This is a genomic window from Methanothermococcus thermolithotrophicus DSM 2095 (assembly GCF_000376965.1).
In the GTDB taxonomy this organism is placed as follows: domain Archaea; phylum AGJL01; class Methanococci; order Methanococcales; family Methanococcaceae; genus Methanothermococcus; species Methanothermococcus thermolithotrophicus.
The window spans coordinates 18,881-39,632 of sequence record NZ_AQXV01000051.1; the positions used below are offsets into that span (position 1 = coordinate 18,881).

Below are 20,752 nucleotides of genomic sequence, written 5' to 3' on the forward strand. Positions count from 1 at the left end.
TATTTTAAATAATAAATCTTTTTATATAACCTCGATCTATTTTAGTAAAATATCTATATTATAAGTGATTATCGTCTCTATTTAAAAAACGTTTATTGATATGTATTTTGATAAATATTATATAACAATGTGAATTGTGAGATATCGGATATTTTTAGTGTGAAACAATTTACAAAACGGTGATTTTTTATGGCTTTAAGATTTCCTATAGTTAGTGTTTTAGGGCATGTGGATCATGGTAAAACAAGTTTACTTGATAAAATAAGAAAAACAAGGGTTACAAAAAGAGAAGCTGGTGGAATTACCCAGCATATTGGGGCCAGTGAAATCCCAATAGACGTTATAAAGAAGATTTCTGGAAACCTACTAAATATGTTAAATGCTAAAATAACGATTCCTGGGCTTTTGGTTATTGATACCCCAGGACACGAGGCTTTTACCTCCTTGAGAAAAAGGGGAGGAGCTCTGGCAGATATTGCCATATTGGTAGTAGATATTAATGAAGGGTTTAAGCCCCAAACGATTGAGGCTATTAATATTTTAAAACAATGTAAAACCCCCTTCGTGGTAGCTGCAAATAAAATTGATCTTATCCCAGGATGGAGCTCTGTTGAAGGGCCATTTGTTTTAAATTTTAATGAGAAAAATCAGCATCCTAATGCATTGACTGAATTCGAAATAAGACTCTATGAAAATGTTATAAAGCCTTTAAACGAAATGGGCTTTGAAGCAGACCTTTTTATGAGGGTTAAAGACATTGCAAAAACTGTTAACATAATTCCAGTTTCAGCTATGACTGGAGAAGGAATCCCAGATTTACTGGTTATGATTGCAGGTTTGGCTCAGAAGTTTTTAGAACAGAACTTGAGCTTAAATGTTGAAGGTTATGCAAAAGGTACCGTTTTGGAAGTTAAAGAAGAAAAAGGACTGGGAAAAACTATTGATGCGATAATTTATGACGGTATTGCAAAAAGAGGAGATTATATAGTGGTTGGAAATCCTGATGGAGTTTTAGTTTCAAAGATTAAGGCCCTTTTAAAACCTAAACCATTGGATGAAATGAGAGATCCAAGGGATAAGTTTAAACCTGTTAAAGAGGTTGTTGCATCTGCAGGGGTTAAAATATCAGCTCCTGAATTGGAAAACGTTATTGCAGGAAGTCCTTTAAGGATCGTTCCAAAGAACAAGGTAGATGAGGCTAAAGAGGAAATTTTGAAAGAAATTGAAGAAGTAGCCATAGAGACAGATGAAGAAGGAATCATCATTAAGGCAGACACTATGGGTTCATTGGAAGCTCTTGCCAATGAGTTAAGAAAAAATAATGTTAAAATTAAAAAAGCAGAAGTTGGGGACGTTTCTAAAAAAGACGTTATTGAAGCTTCATCCTATGCTCAATCAAACCCATTAAATGGGGCTATAATATCATTTAACACAAAAATACTTCCAGATGCAAAAACAGAAATAGAAAAAACCGATGTAAAGGTATTTGAAGGAAACATTATCTACAAGTTAGTTGAAGACTATGATGAATGGTTAAAAGAAATGAATGAAAAGATGAAATCCGATGAATTAAGTAAACTTACAAAACCTGCAATCATTAAAATACTTCCTAACTGTATATTCAGGCAGAAAAATCCTGCGATCTGTGGTGTTGAAGTTATATATGGGACCTTAAAAGTAGGCAGTCCTTTAATGACTGAGGATGGAAAAAAATTAGGTTATGTGAAAGAAATTAAAAACCAAAAGCAGGAGAATATTAAAGAGGCAAAAGTTGGCATGCAGGTTCCTATTTCAATTGAAGGTAATATAGTGTTGGGAAGGAACGCCAAGGAAAATGATATACTATATGTGGAAGTTCCTGAACATGAAGTTAGAAAGCTCTACCATGAATATAAGGGAGAATTAAGAGGAGATGAACGGGAAGCCCTCTCAAAATACATGGAATTAAAACAAAAACTCGAAGGGAACCTATTCTGGGGAATGTAACCTTGTTTCATTTTCTTTTTATAGCATGTCTTAACATTAAAATTATATACCATTATTTTGAGATTATATTAAAAGTGATGTTTTAGACCCCATTATTACTTACATTACTACGTACTTGTGAACTATATCGTTTAGAATATAATGTCCCATGCCTTTGGAGGTATACTATGATATTAATTATTGGTTACGGTTCGTTTGGTCGTAAAATCGTGAATAATGCCAAAAATCTTGATAAAATCGTGGTAATTGATAAAAACGAAGCTGTATTTGAATCACTTGAGGAAATTGATTTTGATTATATTGTGGGGGATGCCACTGAAGAGGATACTCTCAATAGAGCAAGAATTAAAGATGCTGACACAATACTAATTCTAACAAATAACTACGAGATAAATAGAAAAATTGCAGAACTAGTAACTCAATTAAATCAAAGGGGTTATCTTATAGCTAGAGGGGTAGTTAAGTATCCTGATCTTTACAGCGGTCTTGATGTCGATAAGGTTATATATCCATTAGAAAGTGCTGCAAAAGATGTTATAGCAGAAATTGAAAAGTCGAAGTTAAGGAGAAAATTGGCAGACCTTAGGGAGCTCGCTTTAGATGCTCGGAGAAAATTTAACAAATATTATGGTGAGAAAGAAGATAAGGAGTCAACTGATAGTGAGTTTAAGGCTCCTTTTTTAATAGTTACGCATAAAAATCCCGATCCTGATGCAATGGCAAGTTCAATGGCCTTAAAAACAATATTAGAAAAATGGGGCGTAAATTCTGAAATTGTATATGGGGGGAAAATAGGTTATGACGAAAATAAGGCAATGATAAACTTATTGGGCATTAAATTAAAGCACATAGATGATGTTGATTTGAAAAACTACTGTTCGATTGCAGTGGTGGATTCTTCAAGTTCAAAAACCCTTCCAATAGATGCCGAAAACACGGAGATAGCTATATTAATAGATCATCACGAGAACGGAGATCTAAATGCAAAATATGAAGATATTAGGCAGGATGTTGGTGCAACTGCTACTATTTTAACAGAGTATTTAATGCAAATGGATATGACGCCAAGTAGAGATTTGGCAACTGCACTTTACTATGCAATAGCATCAGATACGAACTATTTTAAAAGAAAAACTTCAAAAAAGGACTTTGAAGCTGCAGGGTATTTGCAGGGGCTAATGGATGCTAAAGTTTTGGAAATGATAGAGAATCCTGAAATGGATACTGAGACAATGGAAGTACTTGCAAGGGCCATACTAAACAGAAAAATTATTAAAGGTAATATTGCTCTTTCTTACGTTGGAATGATAAAGAATAGGGATGCATTACCAAGAGCTGCAGAATTTTTACTTAAGATGGAAGGGATTACAACTACCTATGTATTTGGAATATCTGAAAATGAAATACATATTAGTTCAAGGACAAAGGATCTGAGAATTGATGTAGGGGATATAATGAAAAAAGCCTTTGGTGGTGGGGGTCACCAATCATCTGCAGCAGCAAGTATTGAATTGGGTATTTTTGAATCAGTTTCAGATAAAAATGCACTTAGAAAATTAGTCGAGGAGGCCATACAGGCTAAAATTTTTGAAGCTGTAGGGGTTGAAGAAGGAAATAATGGTTCAGAAAGTAACGAATAATATATCGTTTCAAAACAACATATATTTAGTTAATTTCAGTTTTTTCAGTTTTGGAACTATCTCAATATTTTCTTTGTCTTAATTAATTGGGGGTGTTATGATTAAAGTTAAACGAGATCGGAAATTTCGGAGCTCTCCACTGGAGAACTTAATAAACAAAATAATCTGGCATCCCGAACTTAATCCAGGAGATTATGAAATAGTTTATCTGCATAGAGGGGCTGAAAACAATAAAAAAACCATCCCAATGGATAAAATTTCTATCGAGGATTCTTTTATAATTTACGAGGAATCTCATATTCCTCTCCATAGGATTTTGGAGATTAAAAATCTAAAAACAGGGGAAATAATTTACAAAAAGAGGGTTTGACAACATGGTAAGAGTAAAGGAATACATGACAGTAAAGGTTGATTGCGTTAGCCCAGAGGATACAGTTAAAGATGTAATTGGTTTGATAAAAAAAACGTCCCATGATGCTTTTCCAGTTGTATCAGATGGGAAACTTCAGGGGATTGTTTCAGTTCACGACCTTATCGGAAAAGACGAATCCGAAAAGATAAAGAACTTAATGACAAAAAGGGAAGAAATGATAATTACTAAGCCTGAAGCAAATGTAATGGATGTTGGAAGGATAATGTTTAGAACAGGATTTTCAAAGCTTCCAGTTGTTGACGAAGAGAATAATTTAGTTGGGATAATTACGAACACCGATGTTATAAGATCTCAAATAGAAAAAACTACTCCAACTAAACTTGAAAAAATAATTAAATCTTATAAAAACCTAGGATATGATGTTGAATTAAAAAAAGAATCTATTCCGGTTAATGAACTTAAACCTACTCAATCTAAAGTTTATGAAGATGAATTATTTGGAAGAATATATGAATTGAATAGAGGTCTTGCAGAGCCCATCATAGTTATAGAGACAAACAACAATAAATACATAATAGTTGACGGTCACCATAGAGCTGTAGCTGCCTGTCTATTAAAAGTACCTAGTTTAGAAGCTTATATATTGAGTATGGATACTGATAAAACTCTAGGGATAGAAAAAACAGCTGAAAAACAGGGTTTAAATAGTTTAAAGGATGTTAAAATAATCGATGAAGATAAGAATGACTCATGTGACCTATACAAACTTAAAACTGCAATCAAAAAGATATGAAAATTAGGTTAAATTCTTTTATACTTGTAAAATATTCTGCAGGTTCCTTCGTCAGACACCATACAGCTTCCAACAGGATTTAAAGGATTACATACGTTTCCAAAGAGTTTACAATCACTTGGTAATTTATCCCCCCTCAAAATCTCACTACATATGCATCCTTTAACTATTTTCTCTTTTATCTCTGGAATGTCTTCATTTTCGTGAATATCATATTTTTTATACTTCTCTTTTAATTTTAAACCGCCATCTTTAATGACGGGGAAACCTCTCCACGGGACATCTGAAGGTTCAAATACTTCATTCATTATTCTTTGAGCTATTAAGTTACCTTCCTCTTTTACACTTCTCTTATATTCATTTTCTACTTTTGCCTCACCATTTATCAACTGTTTTAAAATCATAACCAAAGACATTAAAACGTCCATAGGTTCAAAACCTGCAACTACCATAGGGGCATTGTATTTTTCACATGGTTCATAGTAAGGTTTTAATCCAACTATTGTGGAAACATGCCCTGGACATATGAAACCATCTATTTTTCTTTCAGCTCCCCCGCTTAAAAGAAAATCCATCACAGGAGGAGTTTGTCTATGACAGTTTAAAATATAGAAATTCTCTGGATTGGTCAATATCTCTGCTGCAGTTGTTGGTGCCGTAGTTTCAAAACCTATGGCAATAAATACAACTTTGTTTTCCTGCTCTTTTGCAAGTTTTACAGCATCCCCTATACCATAGACCAGTTTTACATCCGCACCTTCTGATTGCAATTCCATAAGCGATTTTTTGCTACCTGGAACCCTGTACATATCTCCAAGTGTTGCAATTGTGTACCCCTGTTCTGCCAAGTATATTGCTTCATCTATTTCCTTCTGAGTTGTAACACAGACCGGACATCCCGGGCCTGGAACAACAGTAATATTTTTAGGTAAAACATCCCTTATTCCATATTTACATATTGTATGTTCGTGAGAACCGCAAACGTGCATTATTTTTACATCGTCTTCTATTTTTTCAGAGAGCTTTTTAATGGCTTGAACCGCTTTCTTAATTAATTCTTTGTTGTTGATATCCATATTTTTCCTCCGAAATATAGTGGTGTGCATGACTTATTAATGATATTGATTATAAAATTATCATAAATATTGCTTTCATAATAAAAATAATGTAATTTTTTGTATTTCTCGACGAAACTTTGGTTTCGTGAGTCGACAAATTCTAAAATGAATTTATCTCGATCTAAGTTTAAATAGTATGAAATAAGTATGGTTAAAATTGCACATTACTATAATATGCTATGACTGTATATATTTTACAGTTGAATGTTTTATTAGTGTTGTTTTTAATATCGTCCATATTGGCGTATTCCAGTCCATATATTTATATTAGGTTTAGGTTAATACTTATTTTCATGTGTTTATCAATCAGGTAATTTGCAGAATAATATATTAATGAGGTGAATATGTATGTTTCCAGGAAGAATGAACCCAAGAATGTTAAAACAAATGCAAAAAATGATGAAAGATTTTGGAATGGATGCTAAGGATTTAAAGGCGGTAAAAGTCATAATTGAGCTCGAGGATCAAGAATTGATTTTTGAAAATCCAAAAGTGCAAATAATGGATATGATGGGGACAAAAACCTATTCGATAACTGGAAAGCCTAAAAAAGTTAAAAAAGAAGCTGAAAAGATAGCTGATGAAGAGGTTAAATTAGAAATAACCGACGAAGATATTGAAATGGTGGCTAACCAGTGTAATGTATCAAAAGAAGAAGCGAGAAAAGCATTAGAAGAATGTAATGGGGATTTGGCAGAGGCGATTTTGAAATTGAGCGAATAATTGAATTGAAATGATTTTTATCTATTTTATTTTCAGTTTTATGGATTTGATTACGTGTTAATTGTATGAAAACTCAGATTTAACTTTATAATTTTATAATTTGTGGAGAAACTGAAGTTCGGCTTATTTACATACTATGGTGAAAAAATGGATATAGAGGGTTATATAAGGAGATGTTTGAGGAAGAACACATCTGAAGATAAGATTATTGAAGATGGGTTCAAAAAAGTAATGGAGATAAAAGAAGGCGTTAGTGAAGATTGGGCGGAGAGATTTGTTAAGGCTGTTTTAGAGGAAGTAAGAACAACGGAAAAATATAAAGAAATTGAGGATAAGGATTTGAAGTATATTTTGGATTTCCCAAGGTCGGAAGTTACAATGGGCAAAATGGGAGTAGGAAGTCGGGGAGAAGGAGACTTTTTTGTTCATAGAGAAATAGCAAGAATTATTGAGAGTACAAAACAAAAAACAGAAGTTGACAGTAGAGAGCAGGATGATGCGGGAGTTGTAAAAGCAAACGCCCAATATATTGTAGTTGCAGTTGATGGGACACACTCAAGATTAAGTGATTTTCCTTTTTTAGCAGGTTTTCATGTTACACGAGCTGCGTTAAGAGATGTTTTTGTAATGGGAGCTGATGCAAAAGCCCTCATAAGTAATATTCATTTAGCAGACGATGGAGACGTTTCTAAGATTTTTGATTATACCGGCGGAGTTTGTGCAGTTTCAGAAGCTATTGGAGTCCCTTTGGTTTCAGGAAGTACTTTAAGAGTTGGAGGAGATATGGTTTTAGGGGACAGGATGGTGAGCTCAGTTGGAGCTATAGGAGTAATTGAAGATGGAAGACCAACTGCAAGAAAGAGAGCTGAAGTAGGAGACGTTATTTTAATGACTGAAGGTAGCGGTGGAGGGACCATAACAACTACCGCACTTTACTATGGAATGTTTGATGTAATCTACGAAACCCTGAACGTTGATTTTTTAAAGGCATGTAAAAATCTCATAAAATACGATTTATTAAAACACATCCATGTAATGACTGATGTTACAAACGGTGGATTAAGAGGAGACGCATACGAGATTTCAAAAACTGCAAAAGTTTCATTGGAATTTGATAAGGAGAAAGTTTATGATTTAATCAACCCTAAAGTATTGGATATGCTCAATAAGTTGAATATTGACCCATTGGGAGTTTCAGTAGATAGTCTTTTGATTATCGCCCCAAAAGAGTATGCAGATGAAATAAGCAAAAAAACCGGTGCAAAAGTTGTTGGAGAGGTTAAAGAAGGGGATACAAGTTATCTAATAGATAAAAATGAAAAAATTCCATTAATACCAATGTTCAGGGAAGCTGCATATACACCAGTTAAAAAAGTTGTTGGTGAACAAAAACCAGAAGACTTTGAAATAATGAAAGAAAAAGTTAAAGAAGCCTGTGATAATGCCATTAAAAAGAAAAACTTTATTGTGAAATTATTAAAAAAGAAAATTTAATTTAATATAATAATTTTATTTAATATTCAATTCTTTTATTAACTTCCCAATATTTGATGGTTCTACAATATTGATATCTATATTTTTGTTTTTTATAGTAATTTCAACTGTTTTTTGTCCTTCAACTGATAACTGTAATCCCACTCCTTTTTTTTCAAGGGTATCTATTATATTAACTAACATTTCCATGTCCATGTAAATCACTTCTTTAGTTATTATTTTCTTATTTTTATTTAGGGTATCTATTATGTTCTCGTTATGTATTATATGCCTTCATAGATTTTTAAAGCCTCATCAACGGTTTTTCCTTCAATTGTAATTGCATAAATTGCATTGCACATTCTTACGGCATCATCAAGGGATTTTTGATGTATATTTCTACCTGTGGCGTTTCCTGCGGCACCGCTTATATATATCTGGTCATAAAGCTTCTGTAAAAATACCCTTACATCTGTGCTTTCTCCACCTGCACAAACGACTTTTGTTCTACCTGCAGCCAATACCGCTTCTTTAAAAGCCTCTGCTGGATTTTCACCTTCAGGATAGTTCACTTTAACAAAATCTGAACCTAAACAGGCTCCAACTCCTGCAGCACCTGCTATTAAATGAGGGTCCTTTTCATTTTTAACAGCTTTTCCCCTTGGATACATCCAAAGTACAGCGATTAACCCGTTTTTATGGGCTTCATATATTATCTTTGAAGCTTCAGACAACATGATACTTTCATACTCACTTCCAAGATAAACCGTATAACCAACACCCAATATATTGAGTCCAGAATTTTCCTTAAATTCAACTACATCTTTTACATCAACTAGAGCTCTACTTATTGGGTCTTTTTGTGAAGTTTTGACAAGGTGTGTTTTTGAGTTTAATTTAACTAAATAAGGTACTTTTTTGTAATCCATACCGTACCTTGCTATTAATCCGAGCTGAGTTGCAAATACTCCAATTTTTGCCTTATCTGCAATTCTAAATAGATGTTCGGGATCTGAATCATCCATTGATATGCCTTCCCCATAAAAATCATCGTTTAAATGCTCTATTTTCTGATCTCCCGCAAAAAGCATTAATCTCCCGGTGTTTTTTGTAATTTCAAGATAATTTTTTATGTATGTCTCTTTTGCAGATTCTGGAACATCAAGCGGTACTACAACATCTTTTTTACTTATATTCTTGAGATTCTCCATTTTACCCTCCCCAGTTTAGTTTTATCTATTTTATCAACTGATAACATATTTATTTTATACGCCAACTTTTAAATAAATATAGTCATCTAAATTATCAGTAGTTATTCAATATAAATCGGTCGTTAAAGTTAAAACATAGATTTTATTTAATTCGGGGTAGTTTCATTAAATGGTAAAAAAAGCTAGGGAAATTAAAATATAGTAGAGTATTAAAATAGTACATGTGGTATATTTATGTCATGTTTATTTTGATTAGAGATGTAATTTTAGGTGACAGTATGAAAAAAGTTACAGTATGTTCTCCAGGAACCTCTGCGAATTTAGGTCCTGGTTATGATGTATTTGGATTGGCACTTTCTAAACCTTACGACATAATTACAGTGACAAAAACAGACGAAGACGGAACAATAACCATATCTGTTGAAGGAGAGAAGTGTGAAGAGATACCAACTGAAGTAGATAAAAACACTGCCGGCGTGGTAGCTAAAAAGATGCTTGAAGACTTCAACATATCAGATGGAATTCATATTCACATCAACAAAGGTATAAAGCCAGGAAGTGGTCTAGGCAGCAGCTCCGCATCATGTGCGGGAGTTTCAGTTGCCATAGATGAGCTCTTTAATTTAAACCTTTCAAAGTTGAAGTTAGTTGAGTATGCTTCACTAGGTGAGGCTGTAGCTGCAGGAGCTCCACACGCTGACAACGTTGCTCCAGCTATTTTTGGTGGCTTTACAATGGTAACAAATTATGACCCCTTGGAAGTTCTTCACATACCTTTAGAATTTGAAATTCTCGTAGCCCTACCAAACATTCAGGTAAACACAAAAAAAGCAAGAGAAATTCTTCCGAAAAAGGTAGATATGAAGGACATGGTCAACAACGTTGGAAAAGCATGCGGTATGGTGCATGCACTATATACAGATGACCTTGAATTATTTGGAAAATATATGATGGAAGACCGTGTTGTTGAGCCTTGTAGGGCCACTTTAATAGATGGATATGAAGAAGTAAAAGAAAAAGTTATGGATTGGGTGTATGGAATAACAATTAGTGGTTCAGGACCTGCGATTATTTCTCTCCCTAAATTAGAACATGTTTTAGATGTTAAAAAAGCATTTAAAGAAACATGGGACTGTCCGGTCTATCATACAAAAATGGGTCCTGGAGCTTATGTATTAAAAAGTGAATAATTGGATTAATTATCTATGATATCCACAATATAGTTTAGACCTTCTTTTTTGAATATTCTTAATTTTTCCCCTTCTTTTAGATCCTCAAATTCAAATTTAATTTTATCGTATTCATAAACTTCATAAGTTTCATCATCCATAGCCATGATCATATCTGGGGTTATGGATATTATTGTGGCACTTCCACATTCGTCTTTTCTTTTAAGCAACTTGGTATTTTTTTCAGCATCTGCCCAGTTCAAAGAAATTTTTTCCCTTCTATCCAATTTTAATAAATAGATTTTGTTTTCGTTCATAGAAAGTACTTTACAAGGATTTCCCTCATATTCTACAACATCCCCAATCTTATACTCTGGGATTCTAACTGCTATAGTTATTCTGTACTGATTTTTTCCAGTATCTTTTTCAACACCAACTAGTTTTGCGGTCTCAGTTATTTTACCGCCGTATCTGGATTTTATCGCAGAAGCTATGTTTCTTGCACCGCCCATTGATCCGATCTGATAATCCAAACCTTCCTTCTGGATTATAAACTTTGATACAAACGACATTCTATCTTTTTTTAATCTTTTAGCAACTTCTTCCCTAACGAAGTTATCCAGCTCATCTTTTTCTTCGTCTGTTAAGAACCTGTTCATAGCCCTTACCTGTAATGTGGCCTCATAGTAGTTTGAGATGGATCTTACACATCTTGGACATTGGGCCATCCTTAGGTAAACTGTAACATTTCTTTCCTCGGATCTTTCATCATCTTCTCCAGCAAGTTTTCCAGTAGCAATTACGACTGTAGGAATTTCAACTCTGGAACGTTTTCCACCAGGGAGCTGCCTAGGTTCTTGAGGTATTATTTCGACTTCTATGTTCTTATTTCTTTTTTTAATATTGTCCTTTACTCCGAAATATGCTATTTCATCCAGTATTTCAAATAATCCCCTTTCATTGGGATCTTGCCATGTTCTTCTTTTATAGGAACCGCACATATAGCAAACTTCAACATAAATCTCTTCGGGGATTTCAATTAATGGATTTTCATTTGCATAGCACACCTTACAAAGACCATCTATTAATTCTCCCTCATAACCACATCTATAACAAAATCCTTTCATTTATATCACCGAAAATGAAGTAAATTAAAACTATAGTAATAAAATAGTCGTTCTGCGAATATGTTCCATAGAATGTTTCTTCAAATTGGAATTTAAAGTATATTATAACACCTATTAAAATTAAGTATATTGACTAATCTAATTGCGGAACGACTAAATCACAAATCAAAATCTCTGCCAGTAAAAAAGTAAGAAAATGAAACAAATGAATTAATATACATCCGTAAACCTAAGAAAAACACTATATATAATTTTCTTAGATTAACTTTATAGGTTTCATTGCACCACAAGCGGTACATTTGAGGAAGTGTATTCTTCCCTCTTTAACGATCTTTGTATCTGGTTTTCCACATTCATGGCAGAGAACGTATTCATCTACAAAGTCCTGGATTTTTGATTTTATTAAGTAGTTACCGAATTTACCCTGTAATATTAATCTTGAACCTTCAACATCCCCTGCAGTACCTAACTCTCTCATTACGTATTTTGCAAAGTATTGAACATCTCTATCAATGATTTTGGCGATATCTCTGAAGTTTTTGACAATCGTCCTGCTACCTTCAACAAAGCTTTCTGCAGGTGGGATTTCAAACCTAACATCTTTAAAGACATCTTCAGGAAGCTGACTTCTCGCTCTTTTTAAAAGTTCTTCATAATTGTAGTAATCCATTATTATCACCATATATATGATTTAAATTTAAATATAACTAATAATTACATTTAATGTAATTAAAAAAGAGTAGATACTTTAACGAAATATTAATATAAATATTTTTAATATTTTTACCAAACTGTCAAAGCACATCATATACTTACAACTGAATTGATATTATAATCCATTGTTTATATAATTACCGTTAAGTTAATATATTAATTATAACACATCAATAGAAGACTAGGTCCATAAATCTAGTAAGTCAGTAACGGGAAAAAATCCCGTAGGAAATGTGGCTAAAAATGCCGAATCCATAAACAGTAACCTAGCAAAAATATATTGAGTGATAAAATGAGCATGTACAAATACGTTAGAGATGCATGGAAAGTACCTAAAAACACTTACGTTAAAGAGTTGTTATGGTCAAGAATGCAAACATGGAGAAAGGAACCTACTGTTGTAAGAGTTGAAAAACCAACAAGAGTAGATAGGGCTAGAAGCTTAGGATACAAAGCAAAACAAGGAATTATTGTTGTTAGAGTTAAGGTAAGAAGAGGTGGATTGAGAAAGCCAAGACCAAAGAACTCCAAAAAACCTGCAACATTAGGTATAAACAAAATAACAATGGCAAAATCAATCCAAAGAATAGCAGAAGAAAGGGCTGCTAAAAGATATCCAAACATGGAAGTTTTAAACTCATACTGGGTAGGTCAAGACGGTAAACAAAAATGGTATGAAGTAATTTTAGTAGACCCTCACCACCCATCAATAAAGAACGATCCTACCTACAACTGGTTATGCACCGGTAAACACAAAGGTAGAGCATTCAGGGGCTTAACCTCAGCAGGTAAAAAAGGAAGAGGATTAAGAAACAAAGGTAAAGGTGCTGAAAAAGTAAGACCTAGCGTAAGAGCTAACGGTAAAAAAGCTAAATAATTGAGGATTGAATAAATAAAATCTCAATTATTTTTTTATTTACTTTGTATTTACTTTTGTATTTTTGACTTAAATGTATTTAATGTATTTAACAATAAGTTTTTATTAATGGTTTTACTGATTTTATATAATTCTAATATTTTATTCTAAATTTTAATTTTAAATTAAAGTGATAACATGATAAACAGTATAAGCATATCCTCAATCGCCCATGCTACAGAGGACGAAGATAGAGTTTTAGAGGCAATGACTTATTTTTTACCTGAAGGAATCGATGAAGAAGACTTAGAATTGGAAACAATAGAGACAGAAGGATATTTTGGAAATCCAATAAACATACATAAGATTTCTGTGAAGAAAAAGTCAAAACAGGTTTTCAAACACATAATGAATCTTCTAAAGAGTAAAGAAGAAAATATAAACAAGTTAAAAGAAGATATGAATTTGAGAATAGAAAGGAATAAAATCTATTTGAGATTTGACAAGCAAAAGGCATATCTTAATGAATGTAAGTTGGTGGATGGGGACGATACCGTAAGAATAGTTATAAACTTTAAAGTGTATGTACCTAAAAATAAAGAGCAAAAGGTAATGGAAATAATGTTAAATGAACTTGAAAAATAGGTGTATTCTATGCATGAACTTTCTTATGCTACTTCGATACTAAATTCAATATTGGATGCTGTAAATCAGCAGGAAGCTAACGGTAGAAAAGTTACAAAAGTTTCTGAAATAAACTTGGAAATTGGTGAGCTCACCCTTATAAATTTTGAACAGCTTAAATTTGCTTTTGAAGTTATAGCAGAAGATACCATCTGCAATGGGGCTAAATTAAACGTTCAATATATAAAACCATATATAGTATGTAGGGATTGTGGTTATGAAGGTAATTTGGAGATAAAAGATGAAATTGAAGCATTATGTCCAAAATGCGAAGGTATGAATTTGAAGTTAAAAGGTGGGAAAGAATTCAATATAAAAAATGTGACAATAGAGTTTGATGAGCCAACTGAGACTGTACAAAAATAATAGTTATAAAATAATAAGCTGTAGGGATATTTAAATTAGTCTTCTATTCTTTCAAATAAATCTTTTGTAGCGCCACATATTGGACACTTCCAATCGTCTGGAAGGTCTTCAAATTTGGTTCCCTTAGGTATTCCGTTATTTTCGTCTCCTTTTTCTTCATCAAGAATGTATCCACATATCGTGCATTTCCAAACTGCCATAATATTCACCTATGTATATTTTGTTGATTTTATTTGTATATATAGTATGTTCGTTTATACTGTTATATTCTTTGTAAGGGATTACATATCCGATAGCTTAAAAATAAGCTTCAATTTTTGAATAAATGTCTCATTTTCAAAGTATTCTTTTAAACGCTCCCTAACTTCCTTAGATTTTCCCAAAACTGGCCAAATTATGGAATCGATATGAAGTGGCGGAATATTAGTTTCTAGTGCAATTCTATTCCAAAATTTTATTGGATCTTCTTCAGTATATCTTTTTGTATATTTTTCAATTCTACTATCTTTTGGAATTTCTATTTCCATAGGATATGGGATAAACTCGTTAAAAACTATCCTAGATGCATACCCAAACATTTTAACTGCAAATACTACAGTTTTAGCATCTTTTTTTGTTTTTAGAGTTGATACCAGATCATCTCTAAAGGAGCTCATATTTTCATAGTATTTCCTTAGGTCTTCAAGGGTCAGTTTTTCTAAAAACGGTTTTATTTTTTCAATCCGTTTTAGTTTGGCTCCTAAAAGCCTTTTATTGCCCTTTGAATTTACAATGAAATCCTTGTAATTTTCAAAAATATCAGTTGATTTATCGGCGGTATTTCTTACCTCATTAGACCAATACTCTGAAAATTCGTTCCACCAGGATTCACCAGTAGTTGAGAGCTGATAGCTAACTAATGCGTTAATTATAACCAATTTTATAAATATTTCGTCGTTTTCAAGGTTTCTATGGAGATTTTCAAGTGAAGCATACTGTAGATCGACTTTTTCTTCTATTTTTCTTGCACACTCTATTTTAAGTTCCTTTAATATTGATTTTAGTTCCTCTATTTTTTTAGTATCCATATTCTATCACAAGTATAACTTAAATCTCTGTTAGTTATAGTCGTAGTCGTTCTGCGAATGATTGTACAGATATGGTTATTAATGGGAAAATATTTAAAAAAATTAATTCGAAGTTAGTATTTGACCTAATTGTAGGACAACCACACTTATGATCTCTTCTTTGAATCCAATATTTCATTTATACGGTCTAATTTTGGTTCTCTTTTCCATAATGGAGTTTTATTGGACTTATAAGCAGGTATTTTTTCTTCAAATATTGGTCTTTCACACATGTAAAATATTCCCAAAGGATATGGTTCACTCTCCAACGCCCTTTTAAATGCTTCCTCCCTATCATAAGGATCATGATCTTTCATGAAGTACGTATTTTCTTTGTACCATTGAAATGTATTTACTTTGTTAAAAGAAGGGCAGTTTTGGAATATATCCACAACAGAAAACCCTTTATGCTCTATGGCTTTTTTTATTATTTCTTTAGTTTCTTCAATATATCCAGAAAATGTTCTTGCTACGAATGACGCGTTCGATGAGATAGCCATGGCTATTGGATTAAATGGTTCTTCAAATACTCCCCAAGGTTGGGTTGGTGTTTTAGTATTTATTGAAGTTGTTGGTGAAGCCTGTCCTTTAGTCAACCCATATATCTGATTGTTGTGAATCAAAACTGTAATATTTGGGTTTCTTCTTATCCCATGAATTAGGTGATTTCCCCCCTCTGCATACATGTCTCCGTCTCCACCTTCGGCAATAACCACCAACTCAGGATTTGATGCTTTAACTCCCGTGGCTATAGGTATGGCCCTTCCATGAAGTCCATGAAATTTGTTAATCTTAAGGTAATGTGGCATTTTACCTGCCTGACCGATTCCAGAAACTAATGCAACATCATTTGGAGTTAATCCAAGTTCTTCAAGTGCGTTCATCAAAGCTACTTTAATACTAAAGTTTCCACACCCTGGACACCAAGTGATATCTATTTCATCACTTCTTTCAAAAACTGAATCTAGTTTAATCATACCTTACCCCTCCAAAACTTCTTTAAGTTTTTCAACGAGCTCTTCCACTGAAAATGGCCTACCGTTGTACTTTAAAATTTTATCATCTGCTTCAATTCCAAATTCTCTTCTTAACAATCTGGCAAATTGGGCATTGTAGTTTTCTTCAATACATATTATTTTTTTAGCTTTTTTTAAGTAATCTATTGAATCTTCACTAATCGGATAAACTTGATTAAAGTACAGGAATGCCAAATCATCCCTATCTAGTTTTTTAAGAGCTCCTTCAATGGCGTAATAAGTTGGCCCCCAACCAACTACCAGGTAGTCATAATTCTCGTTTTCCTCAGGATCGGTAGTATTTCCATATTTTATTAACTCAGGTTTTAAAGCCTCTTTTTTCATTAATTCAAGTTTTTTATTTCTTTTTTCTTGCATCAATGCACTGAGCTCTTTATCTTCGGTAATGTCTCCAAGTTCATTATGTTCGTTCCCGGTTATAGATACAACGCCGTTACCGTATTTTGGAATACCTCTTGGAGAAATCCCGTTTTCAGTTAATTTGTACCTTTTATAGTTTTTTTCAGTTTCTACTATATGTTTTTCCATTTTTGTTCTTTTAAGCTCACTATCTGGTATATTGTAATAGGTGTCTGCAAAATATTCGTTGGATAATATAAATACTGGTATTTGGTATTTATCTGCCATATTGAAAGCCAGCTGGCTTACATAAAATGCGTCCTCTATTTTTCCGGGCGCATAAATAATTCTTGGGAATTCGCCATGGCCAGAATATAGGGCTAGTTCTAAATCCCCTTGTGCAGTCCTAGTTGGCAAACCTGTTGCTGGACCTGGCCTTTGGGCAAGATAAACTACAACAGGACTTTCAGTCATTCCTGCCAAACTTAATCCTTCACACATTAAAGAAAATCCCCCTCCTGAGGTAGTTACCATTCCTCGCCCTCCAGCATACCATGAACCTATAGCCATGTTTATTGCAGCTATTTCATCTTCAACCTGCTCAACCAATATTTCCAGGTCTTCAGATTTTTGAGCTAAGAATGTTGCTACCCCAGTAGATGGTGTCATTGGATAAAAAGAAACAAAATTACAGCCACCTATCGCAGACCCCAGTGCGACAGCTTCTGTACCGCTTAAAAGTATTTCTTCTTTAACATCCTCAGTTTTTTCAATTTCAATACTTAACTGTTCTGATAAGCTTTTTCCCAAATTATACCCTTCAACAGCGGCTTCAATGTTCTTTTTTACAATTTCTTCCCCTTTTGAAGAGAATTTTTCAGTTAAATATTTCTTAAATACTTCTAAATCCCCATCAAACAATCCAACTACCATTCCAGAGCCTATTGTATTTATGTATATTGGATTTCCCAGTTTTTGGCTTATATTTGATAGCGAGATCTCTATTAAATTTATATTATCGAGATAATCTTCATCAATATTGTCTTTTTCCCCTAAAACAACAGTTGTATCGGATATTCTTTCTTTTAAGTGGTCTAAAACTCCTTTTTTAAATGGGATTAATATGTCGATTCTATCAACAAATGCCCTAACTTTTTCTGAGGAAACTATAATTTCGGTTGTATTTATTCCACCTCTTACCCTTGACATGTATTCTTTTGTAGCAAAAACATTATATCCTGAGAGCTTCAATACCCTTGTTAATATCTCTTCGATAGTTTGGATACCTTGGCCAGCAGCCCCTCCCAGAACTATGGAAACTTCCTTCTTGAAATTCATTATTCCCCTCCCAATTGTTATATGTCACATATACTATAGTTTTGAATATTTATACTATTATCTTATCTAAACGATTGAATAAAAAAGTTATCAAAGTTCTATGTCGCATAATTAATTAATACATGCTCCAGTGATAAAATGGATAGTGAAATATACGATAAAAAAATAGTGGAAAGGGGAAAGGAGTACTACAGTAAAAATCTGGTTAAATTCTGCGTTGAGTACAATAAAAAACTTTATGGAAAGGTTGTAGGTGGAGAAGAGTACGATACAGTTTTGAACCTTGAAGACTCTTCAGGTTTTTGCTCCTGCCCTTACAAATATAACTGTAAACACGCTTACGCTCTTTTAGAATCATTTAAAAATAAGAATTATGTAAATGGGAACAAAATATTTGAAGATTTGAAAAATAAAGACAAAGATGAAATTCTTAAAATTCTCGAAAATCTGGTTTTAAAGTACAATCTATGGGAAGAGTTTATCAGTAAAGAAGATAATTTGCTAAATGATGCGGTAAATCTTTTAAAACTTACTCAGATCGAAAAAAAGAACATATTTACATTTATGTCTTTTTTAAGAAACAGGTTTTTAAGCAACTCTAAAGAAAATGAACTTGTCGAGCTAATACCTCAGGTAATACATTATTTAAAGGATTCAAAACACCTTGAAGAGATACTATTTTTAATTGTTGAAGAAGTCTTCCGTAGGAAAGACATGGGGACTTTGAAGGATTTAGTTACTATGTCGAAAAAGTATCAGGAGCTCTGGATGGTTAGGGATTATATTATAGAGTATGAATATTATGATCTACTAGGTTATTAGAATTATTGATAATTTTTTTGAATTAAAATATGCTAAATATCAAATAATAATCTTTATATATTCTTTGTAAGAATATAATTTTAAGGATTATTCATTATTTCCGTTAGAAGTCTAGTTTAAAGGTCATTATGGATATTAATAGCATTGTAGCCATAAAAAAGGGTGATATGATGGAGTTAGATGTTAGTGGAACAGTTTGCCCAATACCAGTATTGAAAACAAAAAAAGCTTTAGATTCAATGTCTGAAGGGGAGGAATTAGTTGTAGTTGGGGATTACAAACCAGCTCTTGAAAACCTAAAAAGATATGCTGAAGAACACGGGCATACCGTTTTATCAGCTGAAGAAACAGACAACGGATTTAAAATTGTAATAAAAAAATAAAAATTAAAGAGGGATAACTTGAAATTTACTGTAATACTATCTTCTGCACCTTATGGAAAAGAAAGTGCCTACACAGGTTTAAGATTCGCGCTTACCTCTCTCTTAGAAGGTATCGATGTTAACATATTTTTAATCGAAGATGGGGTTTTTGTGGCTAAAAAAGGTCAAAATCCTGCTGAAGTGCCAAACTATATGGAATACTTAAAAAACTGTATAGAAGCAGGGGCAGTTGTAAAAGCCTGCGGACCTTGTGGAAAAGCCAGAGGTTTAAGTGACGATGACCTCATAGATGGTGTTGAGTTTGGAACAATGCATGATTTGGTAAACTTTGTAAAAGAGAGCGATAACGTTGTTAATTTCTAAAATAGAATAGTATTGTAGCCACTAAAAGGCATTGAGCAAAGTGAAATGCCTTATTTTGATGAAAATTTTCAAAAGTTTCAAAGAAAGCGATAACGTTGTTAATTCTAAATAAATATTATATTAGGTATTTTTTCTATTTTTATTTTTTTATGGATTTTCTTTGTAGTACGTTCTACATATAAATATAATTACACTATTACTGTTTTTATGATATTAACAATTATATATGCCTTGTTGACCAGTAGTATCCGTTGAAGTATGTTCTCATTTCACGATTCCTTCGGCAGGAAGCCAACGACTCCGTAACTTTGTTGCGGGCTATAAACTCGTAAGAGTTTATTCAATTATTCGTTGGTAGCTGACAAACATGGTTGTTTCAGGAATTAAGTAAAAATTTAATTCGAATATAATTATGGTTAAAATTAAATTTAAAGAAATTATTTAAATTTTCGGAACAACTATAAATAAAATTTAAAGTGAAATCATGTTTGAGGACGATAAAAGAAATACTCTTAAGAAACTTAAACATGCTATAGAAAACAACCTTGTAGATAAAGAGGTCATGTATATTGTGGATAAAATAAATGAATTGAATAATTACTACACCACAAGTAGCTGCATAGGAAGATGCGGAATAATGGAATTCCCAAAAAATAAAAATACTAAAATTTACTCCAGATGGCTTGGAAAATGGCACCATTATGCTGAATACAATGAGATATTTGAAGCACTGGATAAGAAATCAGAGGACTTTGAATATCTGGTTTTTGTTATGAACTCCCCTATACTACATATAGCTTCCAAAGATATTCATTCAGCTAAAAAACTACTTGAACTGGCAATTCACAACGGATTAAAGGCGTCTTCTATAAAATCGGTAAATGATAGAAGAGTTATTGTTGAGATACTTCCTACCTATAAGGTGGATGCTCCCATCGGAGCTGATGGAAAAGTTTTTGTAAATGACGATTACTTAAAATTCTTGCTTGATATTGGAAATAAAAAGCTAAAGGAAGCTAGAAAACGCCTAAGAGTTCTTCATGAAAGATTGGACAGTCTCCAAGACAAATATTGAACGGAACTAGATGAATATATTAAAATACTTTAAAAGAAAATAGTTCTATTGAGTTA

General features: G+C 32.9%; 23 protein-coding genes. 14 read left to right on the plus strand and 9 right to left on the minus strand.

Features of this window, described 5'->3' with window-relative positions:
• Positions 1-189: 189 nt before the first annotated feature.
• The 4 genes from infB (at position 190) to F555_RS0105790 (ending at position 4,792) form a co-directional block, all read left to right on the plus strand.
• Entirely contained in the window at positions 190-1,986 is a 1,797-nt protein-coding gene (gene infB / locus F555_RS0105775) for a translation initiation factor IF-2 (RefSeq protein ID WP_018154274.1), read from the plus strand.
• Positions 1,987-2,153: 167 nt separating this feature from the next.
• A complete protein-coding gene (locus F555_RS0105780; RefSeq protein ID WP_018154275.1) occupies positions 2,154-3,626 on the plus strand; it encodes a DHH family phosphoesterase in 1,473 nt (490 codons plus the stop codon).
• Between the two features lie 97 nt (positions 3,627-3,723).
• Positions 3,724-3,996 (plus strand): DUF504 domain-containing protein, encoded by a 273-nt coding sequence (locus F555_RS0105785; RefSeq protein ID WP_018154276.1) that lies wholly within the window; start codon positions 3,724-3,726, stop codon positions 3,994-3,996.
• 4 nt (positions 3,997-4,000) lie between these two features.
• Positions 4,001-4,792 carry a CBS domain-containing ParB/RepB/Spo0J family partition protein gene (locus tag F555_RS0105790; RefSeq protein WP_018154277.1) on the plus strand — a complete coding sequence of 264 codons (792 nt, stop codon included), beginning with the start codon at positions 4,001-4,003 and terminating at the stop codon, positions 4,790-4,792.
• Between the two features lie 8 nt (positions 4,793-4,800).
• On the opposite strand, the gene hypD is transcribed toward F555_RS0105790, so the two are convergent.
• Positions 4,801-5,868: a hydrogenase formation protein HypD gene (gene hypD / locus F555_RS0105795; protein WP_018154278.1), complete on the minus strand. Its 1,068-nt coding sequence runs from the start codon at positions 5,866-5,868 to the stop codon at positions 4,801-4,803.
• A 390-nt stretch (positions 5,869-6,258) separates the two neighbouring features.
• Between hypD and F555_RS0105800 the strand changes: the two genes are divergently transcribed.
• Positions 6,259-6,633, plus strand: coding sequence for a nascent polypeptide-associated complex protein (locus tag F555_RS0105800; RefSeq protein ID WP_018154279.1), 375 nt, complete (start codon positions 6,259-6,261; stop codon positions 6,631-6,633).
• Between the two features lie 147 nt (positions 6,634-6,780).
• Positions 6,781-8,127, plus strand: a complete 1,347-nt coding sequence (locus F555_RS0105805; RefSeq protein ID WP_018154280.1) for an AIR synthase-related protein — start codon at positions 6,781-6,783, stop codon at positions 8,125-8,127.
• A gap of 15 nt (positions 8,128-8,142) precedes the next feature.
• Here the strand turns inward: F555_RS0105805 and F555_RS0105810 are convergent, their stop codons facing one another.
• Both F555_RS0105810 and F555_RS0105815 read right to left on the minus strand, forming a co-directional pair.
• Complete coding sequence (locus tag F555_RS0105810; RefSeq protein WP_018154281.1) at positions 8,143-8,322, minus strand: hypothetical protein; 180 nt, start codon at positions 8,320-8,322, stop codon at positions 8,143-8,145.
• 68 nt (positions 8,323-8,390) lie between these two features.
• Complete coding sequence (locus F555_RS0105815; protein WP_018154282.1) at positions 8,391-9,317, minus strand: beta/alpha barrel domain-containing protein; 927 nt, start codon at positions 9,315-9,317, stop codon at positions 8,391-8,393.
• A gap of 278 nt (positions 9,318-9,595) precedes the next feature.
• Here F555_RS0105815 and F555_RS0105820 point away from each other — a divergent pair, with 278 nt between their 5' ends.
• Positions 9,596-10,507 carry a homoserine kinase gene (locus F555_RS0105820; RefSeq protein ID WP_018154283.1) on the plus strand — a complete coding sequence of 304 codons (912 nt, stop codon included), beginning with the start codon at positions 9,596-9,598 and terminating at the stop codon, positions 10,505-10,507.
• Between the two features lie 5 nt (positions 10,508-10,512).
• Here the strand turns inward: F555_RS0105820 and F555_RS0105825 are convergent, their stop codons facing one another.
• Both F555_RS0105825 and F555_RS0105830 read right to left on the minus strand, forming a co-directional pair.
• Positions 10,513-11,613: a 60S ribosomal export protein NMD3 gene (locus F555_RS0105825; protein ID WP_018154284.1), complete on the minus strand. Its 1,101-nt coding sequence runs from the start codon at positions 11,611-11,613 to the stop codon at positions 10,513-10,515.
• Positions 11,614-11,869: 256 nt separating this feature from the next.
• Positions 11,870-12,295, minus strand: coding sequence for a translation initiation factor IF-2 subunit beta (locus F555_RS0105830; protein ID WP_040682809.1), 426 nt, complete (start codon positions 12,293-12,295; stop codon positions 11,870-11,872).
• A 324-nt stretch (positions 12,296-12,619) separates the two neighbouring features.
• Between F555_RS0105830 and F555_RS0105835 the strand changes: the two genes are divergently transcribed.
• From F555_RS0105835 to hypA, 3 genes are all read left to right on the plus strand, one after another.
• Complete coding sequence (locus tag F555_RS0105835; protein WP_018154286.1) at positions 12,620-13,204, plus strand: 50S ribosomal protein L15e; 585 nt, start codon at positions 12,620-12,622, stop codon at positions 13,202-13,204.
• Positions 13,205-13,381: 177 nt separating this feature from the next.
• Positions 13,382-13,828 (plus strand): RNA-binding domain-containing protein, encoded by a 447-nt coding sequence (locus F555_RS0105840; protein WP_018154287.1) that lies wholly within the window; start codon positions 13,382-13,384, stop codon positions 13,826-13,828.
• Positions 13,829-13,837: 9 nt separating this feature from the next.
• Entirely contained in the window at positions 13,838-14,233 is a 396-nt protein-coding gene (gene hypA, locus F555_RS0105845) for a hydrogenase maturation nickel metallochaperone HypA (protein ID WP_018154288.1), read from the plus strand.
• 35 nt (positions 14,234-14,268) lie between these two features.
• On the opposite strand, the gene F555_RS0105850 is transcribed toward hypA, so the two are convergent.
• The 4 genes from F555_RS0105850 to F555_RS0105865 form a co-directional block, all read right to left on the minus strand.
• Complete coding sequence (locus tag F555_RS0105850) at positions 14,269-14,433, minus strand: rubredoxin (protein ID WP_018154289.1); 165 nt, start codon at positions 14,431-14,433, stop codon at positions 14,269-14,271.
• Between the two features lie 81 nt (positions 14,434-14,514).
• A complete protein-coding gene (locus tag F555_RS0105855; protein WP_018154290.1) occupies positions 14,515-15,300 on the minus strand; it encodes an N-glycosylase/DNA lyase in 786 nt (261 codons plus the stop codon).
• A 146-nt stretch (positions 15,301-15,446) separates the two neighbouring features.
• The gene (locus tag F555_RS0105860) at positions 15,447-16,316 is read right to left on the minus strand and encodes a thiamine pyrophosphate-dependent enzyme (RefSeq protein WP_018154291.1); all 870 of its coding nucleotides are present in this window, start codon (positions 16,314-16,316) and stop codon (positions 15,447-15,449) included.
• A 3-nt stretch (positions 16,317-16,319) separates the two neighbouring features.
• Positions 16,320-18,053 (minus strand): 2-oxoacid:acceptor oxidoreductase subunit alpha, encoded by a 1,734-nt coding sequence (locus F555_RS0105865; RefSeq protein ID WP_018154292.1) that lies wholly within the window; start codon positions 18,051-18,053, stop codon positions 16,320-16,322.
• Positions 18,054-18,191: 138 nt separating this feature from the next.
• Here F555_RS0105865 and F555_RS0105870 point away from each other — a divergent pair, with 138 nt between their 5' ends.
• The 4 genes from F555_RS0105870 to taw3 all read left to right on the plus strand — a co-directional run bounded on the left by F555_RS0105870 (position 18,192) and on the right by taw3 (position 20,696).
• Complete coding sequence (locus tag F555_RS0105870) at positions 18,192-18,875, plus strand: SWIM zinc finger family protein (RefSeq protein WP_018154293.1); 684 nt, start codon at positions 18,192-18,194, stop codon at positions 18,873-18,875.
• Positions 18,876-19,045: 170 nt separating this feature from the next.
• The gene (locus tag F555_RS0105875) at positions 19,046-19,258 is read left to right on the plus strand and encodes a sulfurtransferase TusA family protein (protein WP_018154294.1); all 213 of its coding nucleotides are present in this window, start codon (positions 19,046-19,048) and stop codon (positions 19,256-19,258) included.
• 18 nt (positions 19,259-19,276) lie between these two features.
• Positions 19,277-19,621 (plus strand): DsrE/DsrF/TusD sulfur relay family protein, encoded by a 345-nt coding sequence (locus tag F555_RS0105880; protein WP_018154295.1) that lies wholly within the window; start codon positions 19,277-19,279, stop codon positions 19,619-19,621.
• A gap of 484 nt (positions 19,622-20,105) precedes the next feature.
• The gene (gene taw3, locus F555_RS0105885) at positions 20,106-20,696 is read left to right on the plus strand and encodes a tRNA(Phe) 7-((3-amino-3-carboxypropyl)-4-demethylwyosine(37)-N(4))-methyltransferase Taw3 (RefSeq protein WP_018154296.1); all 591 of its coding nucleotides are present in this window, start codon (positions 20,106-20,108) and stop codon (positions 20,694-20,696) included.
• Positions 20,697-20,752: the final 56 nt, after the last annotated feature.

Bases quoted from the DNA above. Each gene is read 5' to 3' on its own strand.
- F555_RS0105850 (WP_018154289.1), bottom strand. From the start codon at position 14,433: ATGGCAGTTTGGAAATGCACGATATGTGGATACATTCTTGATGAAGAA.
- F555_RS0105825 (WP_018154284.1), bottom strand. From the start codon at position 11,613: ATGAAAGGATTTTGTTATAGATGTGGTTATGAGGGAGAATTAATAGAT.
- F555_RS0105785 (WP_018154276.1), top strand. From the start codon at position 3,724: ATGATTAAAGTTAAACGAGATCGGAAATTTCGGAGCTCTCCACTGGAG.
- infB (WP_018154274.1), top strand. From the start codon at position 190: ATGGCTTTAAGATTTCCTATAGTTAGTGTTTTAGGGCATGTGGATCAT.
- F555_RS0105835 (WP_018154286.1), top strand. From the start codon at position 12,620: ATGAGCATGTACAAATACGTTAGAGATGCATGGAAAGTACCTAAAAAC.
- F555_RS0105815 (WP_018154282.1), bottom strand. From the start codon at position 9,317: ATGGAGAATCTCAAGAATATAAGTAAAAAAGATGTTGTAGTACCGCTT.
- F555_RS0105780 (WP_018154275.1), top strand. From the start codon at position 2,154: ATGATATTAATTATTGGTTACGGTTCGTTTGGTCGTAAAATCGTGAAT.
- taw3 (WP_018154296.1), top strand. From the start codon at position 20,106: ATGTTTGAGGACGATAAAAGAAATACTCTTAAGAAACTTAAACATGCT.
- F555_RS0105810 (WP_018154281.1), bottom strand. From the start codon at position 8,322: ATGGACATGGAAATGTTAGTTAATATAATAGATACCCTTGAAAAAAAA.
- F555_RS0105870 (WP_018154293.1), top strand. From the start codon at position 18,192: ATGGATAGTGAAATATACGATAAAAAAATAGTGGAAAGGGGAAAGGAG.
- F555_RS0105875 (WP_018154294.1), top strand. From the start codon at position 19,046: ATGGAGTTAGATGTTAGTGGAACAGTTTGCCCAATACCAGTATTGAAA.
- F555_RS0105865 (WP_018154292.1), bottom strand. From the start codon at position 18,053: ATGAATTTCAAGAAGGAAGTTTCCATAGTTCTGGGAGGGGCTGCTGGC.
- F555_RS0105830 (WP_040682809.1), bottom strand. From the start codon at position 12,295: ATGGTGATAATAATGGATTACTACAATTATGAAGAACTTTTAAAAAGA.
- F555_RS0105790 (WP_018154277.1), top strand. From the start codon at position 4,001: ATGGTAAGAGTAAAGGAATACATGACAGTAAAGGTTGATTGCGTTAGC.
- F555_RS0105800 (WP_018154279.1), top strand. From the start codon at position 6,259: ATGTTTCCAGGAAGAATGAACCCAAGAATGTTAAAACAAATGCAAAAA.
- F555_RS0105840 (WP_018154287.1), top strand. From the start codon at position 13,382: ATGATAAACAGTATAAGCATATCCTCAATCGCCCATGCTACAGAGGAC.
- F555_RS0105805 (WP_018154280.1), top strand. From the start codon at position 6,781: ATGGATATAGAGGGTTATATAAGGAGATGTTTGAGGAAGAACACATCT.
- F555_RS0105820 (WP_018154283.1), top strand. From the start codon at position 9,596: ATGAAAAAAGTTACAGTATGTTCTCCAGGAACCTCTGCGAATTTAGGT.
- F555_RS0105855 (WP_018154290.1), bottom strand. From the start codon at position 15,300: ATGGATACTAAAAAAATAGAGGAACTAAAATCAATATTAAAGGAACTT.
- F555_RS0105860 (WP_018154291.1), bottom strand. From the start codon at position 16,316: ATGATTAAACTAGATTCAGTTTTTGAAAGAAGTGATGAAATAGATATC.
- hypD (WP_018154278.1), bottom strand. From the start codon at position 5,868: ATGGATATCAACAACAAAGAATTAATTAAGAAAGCGGTTCAAGCCATT.
- hypA (WP_018154288.1), top strand. From the start codon at position 13,838: ATGCATGAACTTTCTTATGCTACTTCGATACTAAATTCAATATTGGAT.